Origin of the sequence: Vibrio alfacsensis (assembly GCF_019670485.1) — a bacterium.
Taxonomy (GTDB): domain Bacteria; phylum Pseudomonadota; class Gammaproteobacteria; order Enterobacterales; family Vibrionaceae; genus Vibrio; species Vibrio alfacsensis.
The window spans coordinates 2,794,282-2,810,203 of sequence record NZ_AP024165.1; the positions used below are offsets into that span (position 1 = coordinate 2,794,282).

Sequence of the window (15,922 nt, forward strand, 5' to 3'; positions counted from 1 at the left end):
TCTCTACAATCCGTTACTTATAACGAGGCTGACCAACACAGTTCTTAAAAAACCAAATACCCAATGCAATCACAATCAGCCATGGTAGCAATTTCAAAACAACCCCCACCATACCAAGTAAAAACATCACCACTAATGCAATACCTGTTGCGGCAAATACGGTCATCATTGTGATACCTGTAACAAGTAAGGTCGCGGCAAAGACTAATATAAAGATAAGCTCCAACATAATCACTTCTCCTTTGTTTTAATATGACTAGAGCAGATTCTGTACCAACTTATAAAAAAACGCCTTAAACCCATGATTTACAGATAAAAATAAAGCCAGACGCATTTCTACAGCCTGGCTTTTCCATTTATAGGTTGGTATTTTTTACCAACCCCTGGTGAAATTTACACATTTAGTTCTTTTGGAATCTTCGCTAATGCGTCTTGCAGCACTTCCAGACCAGAACCCGGCTTATGCGCATTTTCACTAATATGACGACGCCATTGACGTGCGCCTGGCATGTTTTGGAATAGTCCTAACATATGGCGCGTAATGTGGCCAATGTAGGCACCTTTTGCTAACTGCGCTTCAATGTATGGGTACATCTCTTCAACGATTTCACTGCGTTTTTTCACAGGAGCGCTAGAACCAAACAACTCTTGGTCCACTGACGCTAATAAATACGGGCTTTGGTAGGCTTCACGACCAATCATTACACCATCAAGATGCAATAAATGCTCTTTTGCTTCTTCTAGCGATTTTACGCCCCCATTAACAGCGATAGTCAGGTGCGAAAAGTCTTTTTTCAATTGGTAAGCGCGTGGGTAATCCAGTGGTGGGATTTCACGATTCTCTTTCGGGCTCAGGCCACTTAGCCATGCTTTTCGCGCATGGATAGTAAACTGCTCACAACCACCTTTCTCAGACACAGTTGAGATAAAGTCCGTCAGAAATTCGTAAGAGTCTTGATCATCGATACCAATACGCGTTTTTACTGTTACCGGTACATCAACGACATCTTTCATCGCAGCCACACAGTCGGCCACCAATTGTGGCTCGCCCATTAGACATGCACCAAAGCGACCATTTTGAACACGATCAGATGGGCAACCTACGTTTAAGTTGATCTCATCATAACCACGCTCTTGAGCTAACTTCGCACACTTAGCCAAATCAACCGGGTTGGAACCACCAAGTTGTAGTGCTAACGGATGCTCTTCTTCGTTATAAGCAAGAAAATCTCCTTTTCCATGAATGATCGCACCAGTCGTCACCATTTCGGTGTACAACAAGGTTTCCTTGGTCATCAAGCGATGGAAGTAGCGACAATGACGATCAGTCCAATCCAACATTGGTGCAACAGAGAGCCTGCAAGAATGAGTCATGATTAAAACACCCGTTTACGTTACCAAGATAGAGCGCGGCAAGGCGCTCAAAAAAATTAAGTCGGGTATTGTATACTCACTGTGCAGTGGATGCGAGCATTGTGAACCCACATACTCGGGCGTGTATTTATGCACAGGTGTCTCGTTCTGTGATAACCGCGACTTCCCTATTAATCCTCACTTGCTTTAGTTCATGATTTTCGTGCAGATAGCAGGTAAAATAAGCCTCTTTTGCAGGCATAGCCATTGCAAATGGTTTATCACAAACATATCCGATAGTTATGGTGAAAGGTTTGGACCCAACAATCATTGAACAAATTGAACGTATCTGCGCACAGCGTGGAGTAAGATTAACTCCGCAACGCCGACGTGTGTTTGAGCTAATTTGTTCAAATCGCCGCGCATCGAGTGCGTATGAGCTATTGGATCTACTGAAACAAAGTGAGCCACAAGCAAAACCACCAACAGTATACCGAGCATTAGACTTTCTTCTCGAACAGGGCTTTATTCATCGAGTAGAATCAACCAATAGCTTTATTACTTGCTGCTCATTCAATACTCAACAGCACTTTTTTCAACTACTAATTTGCGATAAATGTGGTGATGTCGTTGAACTTGAAGACGAGACGCTGATATCCTTATTAGCCAATAACGCCGAGAAACACGGTTTCAAATTGACGAATCACGTTATTGAAACCCATGGTGAATGCCAAACTTGTTCCTCGGAGATGAAAAAAGAAAGATAGAAGAACGTTATGCGCGCTGAATTTGTAAACCCGTTTTTAGCTTCTCTCATGAATGTGCTAAAAACCATGGCTTCACTTGAGTTGAAGCCACAAAAACCGCGAATCAAGAAAGATGAGATCGCACGAGGGGACGTTTCTGGACTTATTGGTATGGTTGGTCCACAAACACGTGGCTCAATGTCAATTACCTTTGATGAAGCGTTGGCATTAGAAATCATGCAAAACATGCTTGGTGAACGCCCTAACGGTGTGAATGAAGAAGTCACCGATATGGTTGGCGAGATCACAAACATGGTAACTGGTGGTGCGAAGCGCATTCTAGCAGAGAGCGGTTTTGATTTTGATATGGCAACACCTATCGTCGTATCAGGTAAAGGTCACACTATTCGCCACAAGTGTGAAGGCTCAATCATCATCATGCCTTTCTCTTCACAATGGGGAAATGCATTCATCGAGATTTGCTTCGAGTAAATGAGAAAAAATAGGTTGGTCAGTGCCAACCTATTTTGTTTCTGCCTAAGGCAATAAAAAAGGTCAGCGCTTGCTGACCTTTTCTTCTTCTATTCAGACATTAAGCTTTGAACGCTTTAAATGCATTGATTAGACCGTTTGTCGAGCTATCGTGTGAGTTGATTTCAGACTCATCAGCTAGCTCAGGTAGGATTTGATTCGCTAGTTGTTTACCTAACTCAACACCCCATTGGTCGAAACTGAAGATATTCCAGATAACACCTTGAACGAAGATCTTGTGTTCGTACATTGCGATCAGGTTACCTAGCGTGCGAGGTGTGATTTGCTTAACTAGGATAGAGTTTGTTGGGCGGTTACCTTCAAATACTTTGAACGGTACTAGAGACGCCATTTCTTCTTCGCTCTTACCTGCTTTCGCAAATTCTGCTTTTACAGTTTCTGCTGACTTACCAAATGCCAATGCTTCTGTTTGTGCAAAGAAGTTAGACATCAGTTTTTGGTGGTGGTCGCTTGCAGGGTTGTGGCTGATTGCAGGAGCAATGAAGTCACATGGGATCAGCTTAGTGCCTTGGTGAATCAACTGGTAGAAAGCGTGCTGACCGTTAGTACCTGGTTCACCCCAAATGATAGGGCCGGTTTGGTAAGTCACTGCGTTACCATCACGGTCAACGTACTTACCGTTAGATTCCATGTTACCTTGCTGGAAGTACGCCGCGAAACGGTGCATGTACTGGTCGTAAGGTAAGATTGCTTCAGACTCAGCACCATGGAAGTTGTTGTACCAAATACCAATCAGAGCAAGAATCACAGGGATGTTACTTTCTAGATCTGTCGACACGAAGTGGTTATCCATCTCGTGAGCACCGTCTAGAAGCTCGATGAAGTTGTCGTAACCTACAGCTAATGCAATTGAAAGACCAATTGCAGACCATAGTGAGTAACGACCACCAACCCAGTCCCAGAACTCAAACATGTTGTCTGTGTCGATACCAAATTCAGATACCGCAGGAGCATTAGTAGAAAGCGCAGCGAAGTGCTTAGCAACGTGTGCTTGATCGCCAGCTGTTGCTAGGAACCAATCACGTGCAGAGTGCGCGTTAGTCATGGTTTCTTGAGTCGTGAACGTCTTAGACGCAATCAAGAATAGCGTTGTCTCTGGATCGACTTGCTTCAGAGTCTCAACGATGTGAGTACCATCAACGTTAGAAACGAAGTGTAGGTTTAGGTGGTTTTTGTATGGCGCGAGTGCTTCTGTCACCATGTAAGGACCAAGGTCAGAACCGCCGATACCGATGTTTACGATATCTGTGATTGCTTTACCTGTATAGCCTTTCCACTCACCGCCAATTACACGCTCTGTGAATGACTTAATTTTTTCAAGAACCGCGTTTACCGCTGGCATTACGTCTTCGCCATCCACCATTACTGGCGTGTTAGCACGGTTGCGTAGTGCTGTGTGAAGAACAGCGCGATCTTCAGTTTTGTTGATCGCTTCACCACTGAACATCGCTTCAATTGCTGACTTAAGCTCAGTCTCATTAGCAAGTGCAAACAAATGCTTTAGCGTTTCCTCATTGATTAGGTTTTTTGAGTAATCGACGAGGATGTCTGAACCGAAACGAGCAGAGTATTTATCAAAACGTGCAGCGTCTTGAGCAAATAACTCTTTCAGGTCCATATCTTGTGCTGATTCGAAATGCGCAGTTAACGCTTTCCAAGCTTGTGTTTGCGTTGGATTGATATTTTTCAACATGGTCATTATCCCGATGTTACAGTAGGTTCCATTCCTTACAGTCTAGCGAAAACTGTGGAATCCCCGATTTAGCAAAAAGTATAAAATAGATGTTTGGGCAAATTGCCACAAAACAAGTCTTTGTAGTTTTTTTTCAGTCATCAATTATGACGGAGTGTCATTGCACTCACATTGAGTTAGGTCACGTTCCCTGTTTCGAATTTAAACAATTCATTTATGCTGTAGGAAATCATATCATTTAGTAATAACTGGCTCTAATTGGATTAGGATAGACGCCAAAGCAAATTTTTCCAAAGGAATGCAAATGTGGGCACAAAAAACACTTCAATTAAAAGCGCGTAGCCGGGGCTTTCATCTCATCACTGATGAAATTGAACAACAATTACCTCAAATCCAATCACTCTCAGTAGGTTTGTTACATCTATTCATTCAGCATACTTCTGCTAGTTTGACCTTAAATGAAAATGCCGATCCGACTGTTCGCATGGATATGGAAGCCCATTTTAATAAATTTGTGCCTGAACGAGCACCATACTACCAACACACTTATGAAGGTGATGATGATATGCCCGCTCATATAAAAGCATCGTTACTTGGTAATAGTGTGACAATTCCTATTCAAAACGGCCAATTAGCTTTAGGTACATGGCAGGGAATTTACCTAGGTGAACATCGAGACGACGGTGGTCGTCGTCGCATTATCTGCACCATTAACGGAGAGTAAGGCAAATAAGCAAAAGGCCAACCTCTTCGTTAGCCTCTCGTCATCATATTCAATTAAAAGGGTTGATTAATCATCACTCTAAAAAGACCTTCATCAGCCCCTTTTGCCATTTCCGCTCGAACCACAATTCCCTCGACTTGGAAACGTACTGCGCCACCAATATTCCACTTCATATCTTCATGCAGCGTTTTAAAATCGTAATCGTCAGCAACTCGGCCAACCTCTACAAATGCAACCCACTGCCACCAAGGCAAGTCATAGTAATTAATAACAGGAATATCATCTAGCGGTTGCCAATCTGGTAATACACGGTATTCCGCGGAATAGTGAATCGCGCTACGCCCATGATAACGACCTGCGGTATAACCACGTAACCGATATAAACCACCTAAGCGAACTTGCTCTTGCTCTGGTGGGCGGCTGCACACAGCACCATCACACTGATTCCATGTCGGTGTATCTGCCGTATAAAAATCAAACGCCAATACTTGCTGATCAAACCAATCCCCTAATGGCCCTAACGAGTAGTACTGACTGTTTTGGAATTCCCACTTCAGCCATAAATCTTCCGACTGTAAGCTTTCTGCCCCCGTCGTAAGGTTAAATGAGGTATGGGAACCACGTGTGGTGTTACGCACACTATCTCGGTTATCCCAATCAAACGTCAGGCTAAAGCCTGTGGCCTCTTCTTTTTTGTCATTATAAATATCCAACTCACGAGAGGAGTAAAATGGCGTGAAGATAATGGAGCTAACACCCGATTCAACTGGAGAAGCATAACTCACATCGCGAATCGGTTGGAATGCACCAAGTAACCCATGTTCACGTACGTTGCCCCAATCAAGTAAGTATTTAAACTCTAACTGATAGTTTTCTTCATCCCCATTAGTAATGGTTTTGTCATCGGTGATGGAGTCATTGGAACCTTGGTCCCCCAAATAATAGGGGTTATCGTTATAGCGTGCTTGGTACATCTGCGCGCTAAACAATAAATTCGAAGACAACGCATAATTGAATGCAGAAAGAAAACCGACGTAACTGTCTTTTTCAGAATAGAGTCCCATGCCAAACAGTGCTGCTTGAGGTTGCCCTACTCCCTTTGCGACACCAGCAATACCGACAGTGCTACCCAGTGTTTCAGTACTGAAATAGAACGGTACAAATGCGGAGTCTTTCTCTTTTGCGATAACTGGCGAAGATAAAAAAAGGCTGGCACTAAATGCCAGCACAGAAAGTAATCTTTTCTTCATGAGTTACTTTGAATATTCCATTTCAACGCGAGAAGTCAATTTCGTCACCAGTTCGTAAGCAATGGTACCAATATGGCTTGCGACTTCTTCTACTGGCAAGTCTTTACCCCATAAAATTGCTTCGTCACTGACTTTATCGGTGGCATCTGGTCCTAAATCCACCGTCAACATGTCCATAGAGACGCGGCCTGCAATCGGCACTTTACGACCGTTAACCAGAACTGGTGTGCCATTAGGTGCCGTGCGTGGATAACCATCACCGTAACCCACAGCAATCACGCCCACTTTAGTGTCACGCTCACTCGTCCACATACCGCCATAACCGACACTCTCGCCTTTCTTCACTTCACGCACCGCAATCAGGTGAGATTTGAGCGTCATAACAGGTTGGTACCCCATGTCTTGTGCAGTTTTGTCACTAAATGGAGACACCCCATACATGATGATACCAGGACGAACCCAATCCAAATGACTTTGCGGCCATGCAAGCATACCGGCAGAAGCCGCCAAAGAGCGCTCCCCTTGACACCCTGAAGTCAACGTCATAAATAACTCTAGTTGTTCCAGAGTAATGTTGCTATCGAGTTCATCTGCACAGCCAAAATGGCTCATATAGCGAAGTGGTTTTGCGACATTCGAGCACTCTTTTAAGCGAGAGATAAATTCCTCATATTGCTCAGGACGAACGCCTAGTCGATGCATTCCACTGTCGATTTTCAGCCAAACAACAACAGGCGTTTCAAGCTCCGCTTGCTCTAGAGCTTCCAGTTGCTCTTCACAATGAATCACGGTTTGAATGTTATTGGTGACAAGCACGGGAAGATCGCCTTGCGAGTAGAACCCCTCTAATAGAAGAATGGGTTTTACGACACCACATGCTCGTAATTGAAGCGCCTCTTCAATACGAGCAACGCCAAAAGCATCAGCGTGAGTAGCATTCTTAGCAACATGACGTAAACCGTGTCCATAACCATTCGCTTTCACTACCGCCATAACTTTGCTTGTTGGCGCTTGTTGTTTTACACGTTGTAAGTTGTGCTGCAATGCTGACAAGTCAATGCATGCCTTCGCCGCTTTCATGTAGCTCATTACATTACTCATCATCGATATCAAATGCTGGTCCCGCGTAATTATCAAAGCGAGAGTGTTGACCTTGGAATGTTAAGCGAACAGAGCCAATTGGGCCGTTACGCTGCTTACCAAGAATAATTTCTGCCGTGCCTTTATATGGGCTATCAGGGTGATAAACCTCGTCACGGTAAATGAACATGATCAAGTCAGCATCCTGCTCAATGGAACCCGATTCACGCAAGTCCGAGTTAACAGGGCGCTTATCTGCACGTTGCTCTAGTGAACGGTTTAACTGTGATAGTGCAACCACCGGCACGTTCAGCTCTTTCGCCAATGCTTTTAGTGAGCGAGATATTTCTGCGATTTCAAGGGTACGGTTATCCGACATTGCAGGAACACGCATCAATTGAAGGTAATCGACCATGATCATCGATAGACCTCCGTGTTCACGAGCCACTCGACGAGCACGGGAACGAACTTCTGTCGGTGTTAGACCTGAACTGTCATCAATGTACATGTTTTTCTTCTGCATGAGGATTCCCATCGTAGAAGAAATACGTGCCCAATCTTCATCGTCCAACTGACCTGTACGAATCTTAGTTTGATCAACGCGAGATAAAGAGGCCAACATACGCATCATTAGCTGTTCAGCGGGCATCTCTAGAGAGAAAATCAGTACCGGTTTTTCTTGCTGCATTGCCGCGTTTTCACACAAGTTCATCGCAAACGTGGTTTTACCCATCGAGGGACGAGCCGCAACGATGACTAAATCAGAACCTTGCAGACCCGCGGTTTTCTTATTCAGATCAGTAAACCCAGTATCAACACCTGTCACACCGTCTTGCGGTGTCTTATATAACAGCTCAATACGCTCTAACGTTTTTTCAAGAATGTTATCGACATTCTGCGGACCTTCATTTTCACTAGTACGAGATTCAGCAATGGCAAAAACTTTACTTTCAGCCAAGTCGATCAAATCTTCAGAGCTACGACCTTGAGGATCATAACCAGCATCAGCAATCTCATTTGCGACACCAATAAGCCCACGAACAATCGCACGCTCTGCAACGATATCTGCGTACGCATTAATGTTTGCGGCACTCGGCGTGTTCTTAGCTAAGTCAGCAAGGTAAGCAAAGCCACCCACATCTTCAATTAGCTCATGGCGCTCCAAGTGTTCAGACAAGGTAATCAAGTCGAGAGGCTTGCCCGCTTCAAGAATGGACTTCACGCCATCAAAAATAAGACGATGTGGACGGCTATAGAAATCACTGCTAACAACACGCTCTGCAACCGTATCCCAACGCTCGTTGTCTAATAAAAGACCGCCAATCACTGATTGTTCTGCTTCCAGTGAGTGAGGAGGGACTTTTATTGCGTCTACCTGACTGTCTAAAGGTTTGCGATTTCTATTTTCCGCCATGACTCTGCTCGATAACTACTATTGACCCGAGATTATAACCTCAAAGAAGACTAAGATGCTTCTTTGATGCGACAATTACTTGTTAAGAATTCATGCTTTCAATTTTTGTCTTATTTTACATCAAATAAAATTCATCCACTTATTGACCGATTCCAATATCTGTATCAGGATCAGGCCCTCATTTTTCATTCGATTCGAGGTATACGTGTCCCGATACTGGTTACTTAGCTTTAGCATACTTTGCACAGGTCTTGTGCACGCTGAAGAATCAGTAAAATCAGAGCAAGAAATTGATGAGCCAAGTCCACTCAAGACCGAAGTTGAATTTGGCTATCAAGCTCATACAGGGAATACCGACTCTCGCTCCCTAAACTCCCGTTTAAGTGCGGAGTATACCGCTGGACGTCACCGTTCAATGGGGGAATGGAAATATTACAATCTTTATAAAGATGGGGAAGAGGATAAGCGCTCTTCAACTTACACTGTTCAAAGTGACTACAAGTTAGGCCCGAAAACATACCTATACGGCAGTTTTAAAGGCGTTGACTCTCGCTATACCGCTTATTTTAAGGACTACACTCTTTCAGGTGGTTTAGGTTATCAGTTTGCTTACACTGAACAATTTACGTTGGAAGTCGAAGTTGGCCCTGGTTTTCGTTATCAAGAACCAAACTTAGATGAGATCGATGACGATGACATTATCTTTCCAGATATTGTTCAAGAGGGTATTTTTCGTGGAAATGTTAACTCAACGTGGCAAGCTCTCGACAATTTGAGCTTAGGGGTTGATGTCACCGTAGTTAGTGGTAGGAGTAACACCCGTTTCGATAGTGATCTTAATGTTATCAACAAGATAACGGAGGACATTGCGTTAAAGCTTACTCACTCTCGCCAATACCACGACAAGGTGCCCAATAACCTTGAAAAAGCGGACAGTGTTTTCTCTGTAAACCTCCTTTTCGTTTTTTAATTCTTACCTTTTCGTTCTCGCTTTTTACTTTCCCCATTAAATCTCAGACATAAAAAAAGCACCTCCTGAGAGGTGCTTTTAAAATACGTCTTGATACTGAATTAGTCAGCAGCAACAACTTGTACTTTCGCAGTAGCGAAAACTTCAGAGTGAAGTTGGATGCTAATTTCGAACTCACCAGTTGTACGTAGTGCGCCTTCTGGAAGACGAACTTCGCTCTTAACAACTTCAACGCCAGCAGCTGTAATAGCTTCAGCGATGTCACGAGTACCGATAGAACCGAATAGTTTGCCTTCGTCACCAGCTTTAGATGCAATAACAACTGCTTCTAGAGCGTTAACTTTCTCAGCACGTGCTTCAGCAGCTACTAGTTGCTCAGCAACTTTAGCTTCTAGTTCAGCGCGACGAGCTTCAAACATTTCAACGTTAGCTTTAGTAGCCATAACTGCTTTACCTTGAGGGATAAGGAAGTTACGAGCGTAGCCAGATTTAACGTTTACAGTATCGCCAAGACCACCTAGGTTACCGATTTTATCAAGTAGAATAACTTGCATTGCTTAATCCTCTTTCTTAATAAAACGACCGATTACTGATGCTTGTCAGTGTACGGTAGTAGAGCTAGGTAGCGTGAACGCTTGATAGCGCGAGCTAGTTGACGTTGGTATTTAGCGCTTGTACCAGTGATACGGCTAGGAACGATTTTACCAGCTTCAGTGATGTAGTTTTTAAGAGTTGCTACGTCTTTGTAATCAATCTCTTGTACGCCTTCTGCTGTGAAACGGCAGAATTTACGACGACGGAAGAAACGAGCCATGGGCTATCTCCTGATCTTAAATTTGAGTAATATTGTCGGCATGTAACACTAATTTTCCCACACCATTTCGGCCGGTTTGATAAGCGACAAAGCCACCTACCTTAATGCTACTGCCTTGTACTAAATTCTGAGTTAATGCTTGTGACCTAAGCCCACTGACGACTACCGGCATTCGACAATAAACTTGTCGAGGTAGGTCAGCTTCGATAACAGTAGAGCGATGCTCTAACCAAAACCGACAGTGTTCTATGCCACTAGGGCTTTTACTACGAATGGGCGGCTTGGCAATGGTGCCACTCAGCTCCATTCGATTGGTCATAAGAAAGATTACTCAGCAGCTGCTTCTGGCTTAGCTTCAGCACGCTCTTCGCGACGAGGAGCACGCTCTTCTTTCTGCTTAAGCATGATAGATTGCTCAGTGATAGCCGCTTTAGTACGCATGATCATGTTACGTAGAACTGCATCGTTGAAACGGAAAGCAGTTTCTAGCTCATCGATAACAGCTTGGTCAGCTTCAACGTTCATTAGAACGTAGTGAGCTTTGTGAAGCTTGTTGATTGGGTAAGCCAGTTGACGACGACCCCAATCTTCTAGACGGTGGATTGTACCGCCAGTTTCAGTGATAGAACCAGTGTAACGCTCGATCATGCCAGCAACTTGCTCGCTTTGATCTGGGTGCACCATGAATACGATTTCGTAATGACGCATGGGTTGCTCCTTACGGATTATTCAGCTTCCACAAATGGCTCAGTCGTCCAGAGGAAGCAAGGAACTAAAGAAAATTGACTGAGTTTAAGGAGCACGAATAGTACAGAAAGGCTGCAAAATAGGCAAGTGATTATTTACACCGCTCGATGGATATTTTTATAGGGATGGAGGCAGAGAGAATAAAGGCTGCCAGTAAAGTGACAGCCTTATAAATCAGGGGACTACAACATTTAATTTTAGCGTCTATTTTACTTGAGCAAGTTCAGTGCGCATTTTGTCAATCACTTGTTTGTAATCTGGCTCGCTGAAAATAGCCGAACCCGCTACAAACATGTCTGCGCCCGCTTCTGCAATTTCACGGATGTTCTCTACTTTCACACCACCATCGATTTCTAGGCGAATATCACGACCAGACTCATCAATCATCTTACGTACTGCACGTAGCTTATCTAGCGTGTGAGGAATGAATGATTGACCACCAAAACCAGGGTTAACTGACATCAGTAGAATTAAATCAACTTTGTCCATGATGAACTCAAGGTGTGCAAGTGGCGTTGCTGGGTTAAGTACCACGCCAGCTTTACAACCGTGCTCTTTGATAAGTTGGAGAGTACGGTCTACATGCTCAGATGCTTCAATGTGGAATGTAATCATCGACGCTCCAGCCTTGGCAAAGTCAGGGATGATACGATCAACAGGCTTGACCATTAGGTGGACATCGATGGGTGCCGTGATGCCGTAATCACGTAATGCCTTACACACTGGCGCACCAAAAGTCAGGTTTGGTACATAGTGGTTATCCATAACGTCGAAGTGCACCACATCCGCACCCGCTGCGAGTACTTTCTCTACGTCTTCACCGAGACGAGCAAAATCAGCCGATAAAATGGATGGAGCAATTAGAAAATCTTTCATACCTGACCTCAGTAGTGGCGAGCAAACAGCAAACAATTTGCGCGCAATTCTACCGAAGCCAGTGGGGAGATCCACTATTTAGATGCAATAGTGTGAGAATTAGGAGTCGGATTTATCGCTATCTGGCGCTCGAAATAGAGCAAGCAACTCATCAACTTTATTACGACCGCTACCGTTACGACTAATAGTGCGCTTCACTTTCACGACGTTAAGCTCTGCACCATGGTACAGACGACGCGTCAACGTAGTATCGTGATTCGAAATCAACACAGGAATACCACGTTCGGTTGCAGCTCGCTCAGCAATATCAGCCAATGCCGCTTGGTCATCAAGCGTAAAGCCGTTTCCGGCATAAGAGGTAAAGTTCGCCGTGTTCGAAAGTGGTGCGTATGGAGGATCGCAATAAACCACACTGCCTTTACGCGCTCTACTGAATGTTTCTGGATATCCCTCACACACAAAGGTAGCTTTCTTGGCTTTTTCAGCAAAGAATTCCATCTCAGCTTCTGGGAAATACGGCTTCTTGTAAGAACCAAATGGCACGTTGAAGCCACCTTTCTTGTTGTAACGGCACAAACCATTAAAACCAAAACGGTTCATGTACAGAAACGCTAGAGAGCGATACATGACATCATCAGTTTTATTAAATTCAGCGCGAATACTCAAGTAAGCTTCTTTACGATTATTCTCTGCAATAAACCAACGCTTCGCTTCAGAGATGTAATCTTCAGGTCGCTCTTTCAATAAGTTGTAGAGATTAATCAGGTCAGGGTTGATATCCGCAAGAAGATAATGCTCGTAGTCAGTATTTAGAAAAACTGAACCAGCACCAACAAAAGGTTCAACTAGCTTCCGAGCGGGTGGTAAATGACGTTTTATGTCTTCAACCAGACCGTATTTTCCTCCTGCCCATTTAAGAAAGGCTCGTTGCTTTTTCATCTACTGCTCTATCTATCGACCGAAAATTAAGGCTGCGGAATGTAACATATTTTTCAGCGAAGCTCAGGATTATTTCACTCGCTCTATCTCTCGCTGAACCTGACCTAAAGATTTCGCCCAAGGGCCAATAGATTTCAGTGAGTTTGGTAGGCTTTCGACTGCGTCTCGGGCTGCCTGAATCGTTGGGTAATCGCTATACGTAATGATATACCACTCTACGCCATCACGGGTAGTTGGATAAATGCGCACCTGATGACTAAGTTGATGTTCATCTAGAAAAGCTTGAACGTCACTCATGGATGTCATCGCCGCAAGTTGCAACGTGTAAGCTCTTGGTGACAACGCTTTTAGTTCTTCACGAGCAAAGGAAAATTTTACAACTGGTGCGTTCGACTCTGTTGGACGGTGAGAAGCGTCACTATCATTCGCTTCAATCACTTTTATCAAAGATGAGCTAGCACGACTTTGTTCTGGGAGTTCACTTTCAATCGACTCCATGCTATCTGAATTCAATTGGTTGTGTTTTTCTGGTGCAGGTGCCCCCTCGAGCAAAGCGTCAACAACATCAGAATCAATGACGACACGTTGTTGAGTATCATCAGAACCAACACTAGCGACCTCATCGGTCACCACAGGCGGCAATGCGTCAGAATCATCCGTCGCTTGCAACGAATCGAATGAACGACCTCCTGTATCACTTGGTGTTTCTACAAGCTCTTCTGCATCTTGCTCGTTATCCGGTTCGGTAAGCGTTGGAATTGCCGTTTGCTCTACACTGCCGGTAATTTGTTGTGCCTTTTCTTCTGGTGTAGGTTGGTTGTACATCCACCAATAACCACCAGCCGCCAACAAGAGTAAAGCCAGTACAATGAGTGCAATATTCAAGGGTGAGCCAACAATTGAGCGGATAATAATCCTTTTTTCCACTTTCATCTCTCCTAACGCCATGATGTCGCCCGGTACCGGGTCAACTTTTTTAAATGCATCTCGAACACGTTTTTCGTTTTCATCATCAACATATCGAATAACAAGAGATTCAAAAAAACGACGTGCTTCGACTTCCGACAACACCTCAATATCGAGCTCCACAGGCTTATATTCCTGTCCATAACTCAAACGTGACAGCACGGGCTCGAGCAGTCCGGTCTGCGTAAATAATAAGATGTTGACTTTCCACTTAGGGTTGGTTTGCGCAGCAAGTACCAACATCCAAAGCTCAGAAATCAAAATATCGCTCAACCTATGCGCATCATCAATGACGATGGCGATATCGCAAGGATCGTTGCCTAAAATACGCTCTAGACTATCCGTTATCGTATCTTGCTGATTGAAAAGCGCATCTGACACCAGCTGACTCAAAATAAGCGTTCGATGCTGCACGTCATCTTGGTTGGCTCGACAAAGTAATAAGCATTGGTTTTTATTGCTAGCACCTAATTCAAGATACCTCTGCGCCAACCAGGTTTTTCCATACCCCATAGAACCGTTTATTGCGATCAAATTAGAACCAAAGTTAGTCAATAACCCTAACCTGTCTAATAGCTCAGTTTGCGAATCCAGTTCTAGGACGTGAGCGAAACTCATCTTATTACCTTAATAAACAACATACATGATACGTAAATACGTCATTCAAAGTTAAATATCACGACCGAAGTCGATGGCTTGTTTGATTACGTCTTGCGGTGTGTCGGCGATAACGTCTGCACTACCAATGCCTGTTGGCAGAACCAGGCGAAGTTGACCAGATAACACTTTTTTGTCGCGCATCATGTGAGTCATAAAGTCGTCAAAACTCATGGTTTCAGGTGTATGTACTGGAAGGTTAGCGCGACGTAAAATCGCAATAATGCGGGCTAATTGCTCTTGAGAAATCAAACCACGAAGGTGCGATGTTTTCGCTGCCATGACCGTTCCTGAAGCGACCGCCTCACCATGCAACCAATTACCGTAACCTAACTCTGCTTCAATGGCATGGCCGAAAGTATGACCAAGATTAAGCAACGCTCGAATGCCTGATTCTTTTTCATCCTGAGCAACAACTTCCGCTTTAATTTCACAACAACGTGCAATGGCGTAAGTCAATGCTTCTTCTTCCAGAGCGTACAAACGCTCAAGGTTTTCTTCAAGCCATTCGAAAAATACACCATCATAAATAATGCCGTATTTAATAACCTCAGCCATCCCAGCAGCAAATTCACGCTCAGGTAATGTCGATAAACAACTGGTATCGATGATGACCGCTTTCGGTTGGTAGAAAGCTCCAATCATATTTTTACCCAAGGGATGATTAACCGCGGTTTTCCCCCCTACGGATGAATCGACTTGGGACAACAAGGTCGTTGGGATCTGGATGAAATCCACACCACGTTGGTAACATGCGGACGCAAAGCCAACAAGATCCCCAATCACACCACCACCTAACGCAATAATCACTACGTCACGAGCATAGCTCCCCTCTAGCAGGAAGTTCATGACTTGATTAAATGTGTCTAAGCTTTTGTATTGCTCACCATCGGGCAGCTCAAGCAATGAGGCATCACAACCAAGCTGTTTTAGCTGGCTAAGAATTTTGTCCGCATACAGAGGAGCAACCGTGACATTACTGATCACGACGACTTTCTGATTGGCGTTTTTGTTTGAAAGAATTTGGGAAAGGTACGCCGGGTTATCAAACAACCCGGCGCCAATAGAGATTGGGTAGCTACGTTCAGCTAGATTGACCGTAATCCGTTCCATCGGTGTGCTCCATTCAAAAGATAATTGC

General features: G+C 44.2%; 17 protein-coding genes and 2 pseudogenes. 4 read left to right on the forward strand and 15 right to left on the reverse strand.

Going from position 1 to position 15,922, the window contains the following annotated elements:
• Window positions 1-13 precede the first annotated feature (13 nt).
• Window positions 14-229 (reverse strand): envelope stress response protein PspG, encoded by a 216-nt coding sequence (gene pspG, locus VA249_RS12855; RefSeq protein ID WP_211915868.1) that lies wholly within the window; start codon window positions 227-229, stop codon window positions 14-16.
• 164 nt (window positions 230-393) lie between these two features.
• The gene (gene dusA, locus VA249_RS12860) at window positions 394-1,374 is read right to left on the reverse strand and encodes a tRNA dihydrouridine(20/20a) synthase DusA (protein ID WP_221068208.1); all 981 of its coding nucleotides are present in this window, start codon (window positions 1,372-1,374) and stop codon (window positions 394-396) included.
• A gap of 281 nt (window positions 1,375-1,655) precedes the next feature.
• Here dusA and zur point away from each other — a divergent pair, with 281 nt between their 5' ends.
• Both zur and VA249_RS12870 read left to right on the forward strand, forming a co-directional pair.
• Entirely contained in the window at window positions 1,656-2,120 is a 465-nt protein-coding gene (gene zur, locus VA249_RS12865; protein ID WP_128810031.1) for a zinc uptake transcriptional repressor Zur, read from the forward strand.
• A gap of 9 nt (window positions 2,121-2,129) precedes the next feature.
• Window positions 2,130-2,591 carry a chemotaxis protein CheX gene (locus VA249_RS12870; RefSeq protein ID WP_099080830.1) on the forward strand — a complete coding sequence of 154 codons (462 nt, stop codon included), beginning with the start codon at window positions 2,130-2,132 and terminating at the stop codon, window positions 2,589-2,591.
• A 100-nt stretch (window positions 2,592-2,691) separates the two neighbouring features.
• Here VA249_RS12870 and pgi read toward each other — a convergent pair whose 3' ends face one another.
• On the reverse strand, window positions 2,692-4,344 hold the full coding sequence (pgi, locus tag VA249_RS12875; protein WP_221068209.1) for a glucose-6-phosphate isomerase: 1,653 nt from the start codon (window positions 4,342-4,344) through the stop codon (window positions 2,692-2,694).
• Window positions 4,345-4,648: 304 nt separating this feature from the next.
• Between pgi and VA249_RS12880 the strand changes: the two genes are divergently transcribed.
• Window positions 4,649-5,068 carry a secondary thiamine-phosphate synthase enzyme YjbQ gene (locus VA249_RS12880; RefSeq protein ID WP_221068210.1) on the forward strand — a complete coding sequence of 140 codons (420 nt, stop codon included), beginning with the start codon at window positions 4,649-4,651 and terminating at the stop codon, window positions 5,066-5,068.
• A 53-nt stretch (window positions 5,069-5,121) separates the two neighbouring features.
• On the opposite strand, the gene VA249_RS12885 is transcribed toward VA249_RS12880, so the two are convergent.
• From VA249_RS12885 to VA249_RS12895, 3 genes are read right to left on the reverse strand one after another with little or no spacing between them, the layout of a single operon-like run.
• Window positions 5,122-6,318: a BamA/TamA family outer membrane protein gene (locus tag VA249_RS12885; RefSeq protein ID WP_221068211.1), complete on the reverse strand. Its 1,197-nt coding sequence runs from the start codon at window positions 6,316-6,318 to the stop codon at window positions 5,122-5,124.
• Between the two features lie 3 nt (window positions 6,319-6,321).
• Window positions 6,322-7,398 (reverse strand): alanine racemase, encoded by a 1,077-nt coding sequence (alr, locus tag VA249_RS12890; protein WP_221069951.1) that lies wholly within the window; start codon window positions 7,396-7,398, stop codon window positions 6,322-6,324.
• Between the two features lie 13 nt (window positions 7,399-7,411).
• Window positions 7,412-8,812 (reverse strand): replicative DNA helicase, encoded by a 1,401-nt coding sequence (locus VA249_RS12895; RefSeq protein ID WP_221068212.1) that lies wholly within the window; start codon window positions 8,810-8,812, stop codon window positions 7,412-7,414.
• Window positions 8,813-9,017: 205 nt separating this feature from the next.
• Between VA249_RS12895 and VA249_RS12900 the strand changes: the two genes are divergently transcribed.
• The gene (locus VA249_RS12900; RefSeq protein WP_221068213.1) at window positions 9,018-9,782 is read left to right on the forward strand and encodes a DUF481 domain-containing protein; all 765 of its coding nucleotides are present in this window, start codon (window positions 9,018-9,020) and stop codon (window positions 9,780-9,782) included.
• Between the two features lie 101 nt (window positions 9,783-9,883).
• Here the strand turns inward: VA249_RS12900 and rplI are convergent, their stop codons facing one another.
• The 9 genes and pseudogenes from rplI to aroB form a co-directional block, all read right to left on the reverse strand.
• Window positions 9,884-10,336, reverse strand: coding sequence for a 50S ribosomal protein L9 (rplI, locus tag VA249_RS12905; RefSeq protein WP_128810025.1), 453 nt, complete (start codon window positions 10,334-10,336; stop codon window positions 9,884-9,886).
• 32 nt (window positions 10,337-10,368) lie between these two features.
• A complete protein-coding gene (rpsR, locus tag VA249_RS12910) occupies window positions 10,369-10,596 on the reverse strand; it encodes a 30S ribosomal protein S18 (RefSeq protein WP_000090472.1) in 228 nt (75 codons plus the stop codon).
• Window positions 10,597-10,612: 16 nt separating this feature from the next.
• The gene (gene priB, locus VA249_RS12915) at window positions 10,613-10,915 is read right to left on the reverse strand and encodes a primosomal replication protein N (RefSeq protein ID WP_128810024.1); all 303 of its coding nucleotides are present in this window, start codon (window positions 10,913-10,915) and stop codon (window positions 10,613-10,615) included.
• An 8-nt stretch (window positions 10,916-10,923) separates the two neighbouring features.
• Window positions 10,924-11,304, reverse strand: coding sequence for a 30S ribosomal protein S6 (gene rpsF / locus VA249_RS12920; RefSeq protein ID WP_128810023.1), 381 nt, complete (start codon window positions 11,302-11,304; stop codon window positions 10,924-10,926).
• Window positions 11,305-11,547: 243 nt separating this feature from the next.
• Window positions 11,548-12,219, reverse strand: coding sequence for a ribulose-phosphate 3-epimerase (rpe, locus tag VA249_RS12925; RefSeq protein WP_128810022.1), 672 nt, complete (start codon window positions 12,217-12,219; stop codon window positions 11,548-11,550).
• A gap of 99 nt (window positions 12,220-12,318) precedes the next feature.
• Window positions 12,319-13,158: a Dam family site-specific DNA-(adenine-N6)-methyltransferase gene (locus VA249_RS12930; RefSeq protein WP_221068214.1), complete on the reverse strand. Its 840-nt coding sequence runs from the start codon at window positions 13,156-13,158 to the stop codon at window positions 12,319-12,321.
• A gap of 69 nt (window positions 13,159-13,227) precedes the next feature.
• A pseudogene (locus tag VA249_RS24335) lies at window positions 13,228-13,617 on the reverse strand (SPOR domain-containing protein); the annotation flags it as partial.
• Window positions 13,618-13,698: 81 nt separating this feature from the next.
• A pseudogene (locus VA249_RS12935) lies at window positions 13,699-14,742 on the reverse strand (ATP-binding protein); the annotation flags it as partial.
• Window positions 14,743-14,793: 51 nt separating this feature from the next.
• Window positions 14,794-15,894: a 3-dehydroquinate synthase gene (aroB, locus tag VA249_RS12940; protein ID WP_221068216.1), complete on the reverse strand. Its 1,101-nt coding sequence runs from the start codon at window positions 15,892-15,894 to the stop codon at window positions 14,794-14,796.
• Window positions 15,895-15,922 lie beyond the last annotated feature (28 nt).

What these genes read in the sequence shown, in the direction of transcription:
- pspG (WP_211915868.1), bottom strand. Translation starts at nt 229, where the DNA reads ATGTTGGAGCTTATCTTTATATTAGTCTTTGCCGCGACCTTACTTGTT.
- dusA (WP_221068208.1), bottom strand. Translation starts at nt 1,374, where the DNA reads ATGACTCATTCTTGCAGGCTCTCTGTTGCACCAATGTTGGATTGGACT.
- zur (WP_128810031.1), top strand. Translation starts at nt 1,656, where the DNA reads ATGGTGAAAGGTTTGGACCCAACAATCATTGAACAAATTGAACGTATC.
- VA249_RS12870 (WP_099080830.1), top strand. Translation starts at nt 2,130, where the DNA reads ATGCGCGCTGAATTTGTAAACCCGTTTTTAGCTTCTCTCATGAATGTG.
- pgi (WP_221068209.1), bottom strand. Translation starts at nt 4,344, where the DNA reads ATGTTGAAAAATATCAATCCAACGCAAACACAAGCTTGGAAAGCGTTA.
- VA249_RS12880 (WP_221068210.1), top strand. Translation starts at nt 4,649, where the DNA reads ATGTGGGCACAAAAAACACTTCAATTAAAAGCGCGTAGCCGGGGCTTT.
- VA249_RS12885 (WP_221068211.1), bottom strand. Translation starts at nt 6,318, where the DNA reads ATGAAGAAAAGATTACTTTCTGTGCTGGCATTTAGTGCCAGCCTTTTT.
- alr (WP_221069951.1), bottom strand. Translation starts at nt 7,398, where the DNA reads ATGAAAGCGGCGAAGGCATGCATTGACTTGTCAGCATTGCAGCACAAC.
- VA249_RS12895 (WP_221068212.1), bottom strand. Translation starts at nt 8,812, where the DNA reads ATGGCGGAAAATAGAAATCGCAAACCTTTAGACAGTCAGGTAGACGCA.
- rplI (WP_128810025.1), bottom strand. Translation starts at nt 10,336, where the DNA reads ATGCAAGTTATTCTACTTGATAAAATCGGTAACCTAGGTGGTCTTGGC.
- rpsR (WP_000090472.1), bottom strand. Translation starts at nt 10,596, where the DNA reads ATGGCTCGTTTCTTCCGTCGTCGTAAATTCTGCCGTTTCACAGCAGAA.
- priB (WP_128810024.1), bottom strand. Translation starts at nt 10,915, where the DNA reads ATGACCAATCGAATGGAGCTGAGTGGCACCATTGCCAAGCCGCCCATT.
- rpsF (WP_128810023.1), bottom strand. Translation starts at nt 11,304, where the DNA reads ATGCGTCATTACGAAATCGTATTCATGGTGCACCCAGATCAAAGCGAG.
- rpe (WP_128810022.1), bottom strand. Translation starts at nt 12,219, where the DNA reads ATGAAAGATTTTCTAATTGCTCCATCCATTTTATCGGCTGATTTTGCT.
- VA249_RS12930 (WP_221068214.1), bottom strand. Translation starts at nt 13,158, where the DNA reads ATGAAAAAGCAACGAGCCTTTCTTAAATGGGCAGGAGGAAAATACGGT.
- aroB (WP_221068216.1), bottom strand. Translation starts at nt 15,894, where the DNA reads ATGGAACGGATTACGGTCAATCTAGCTGAACGTAGCTACCCAATCTCT.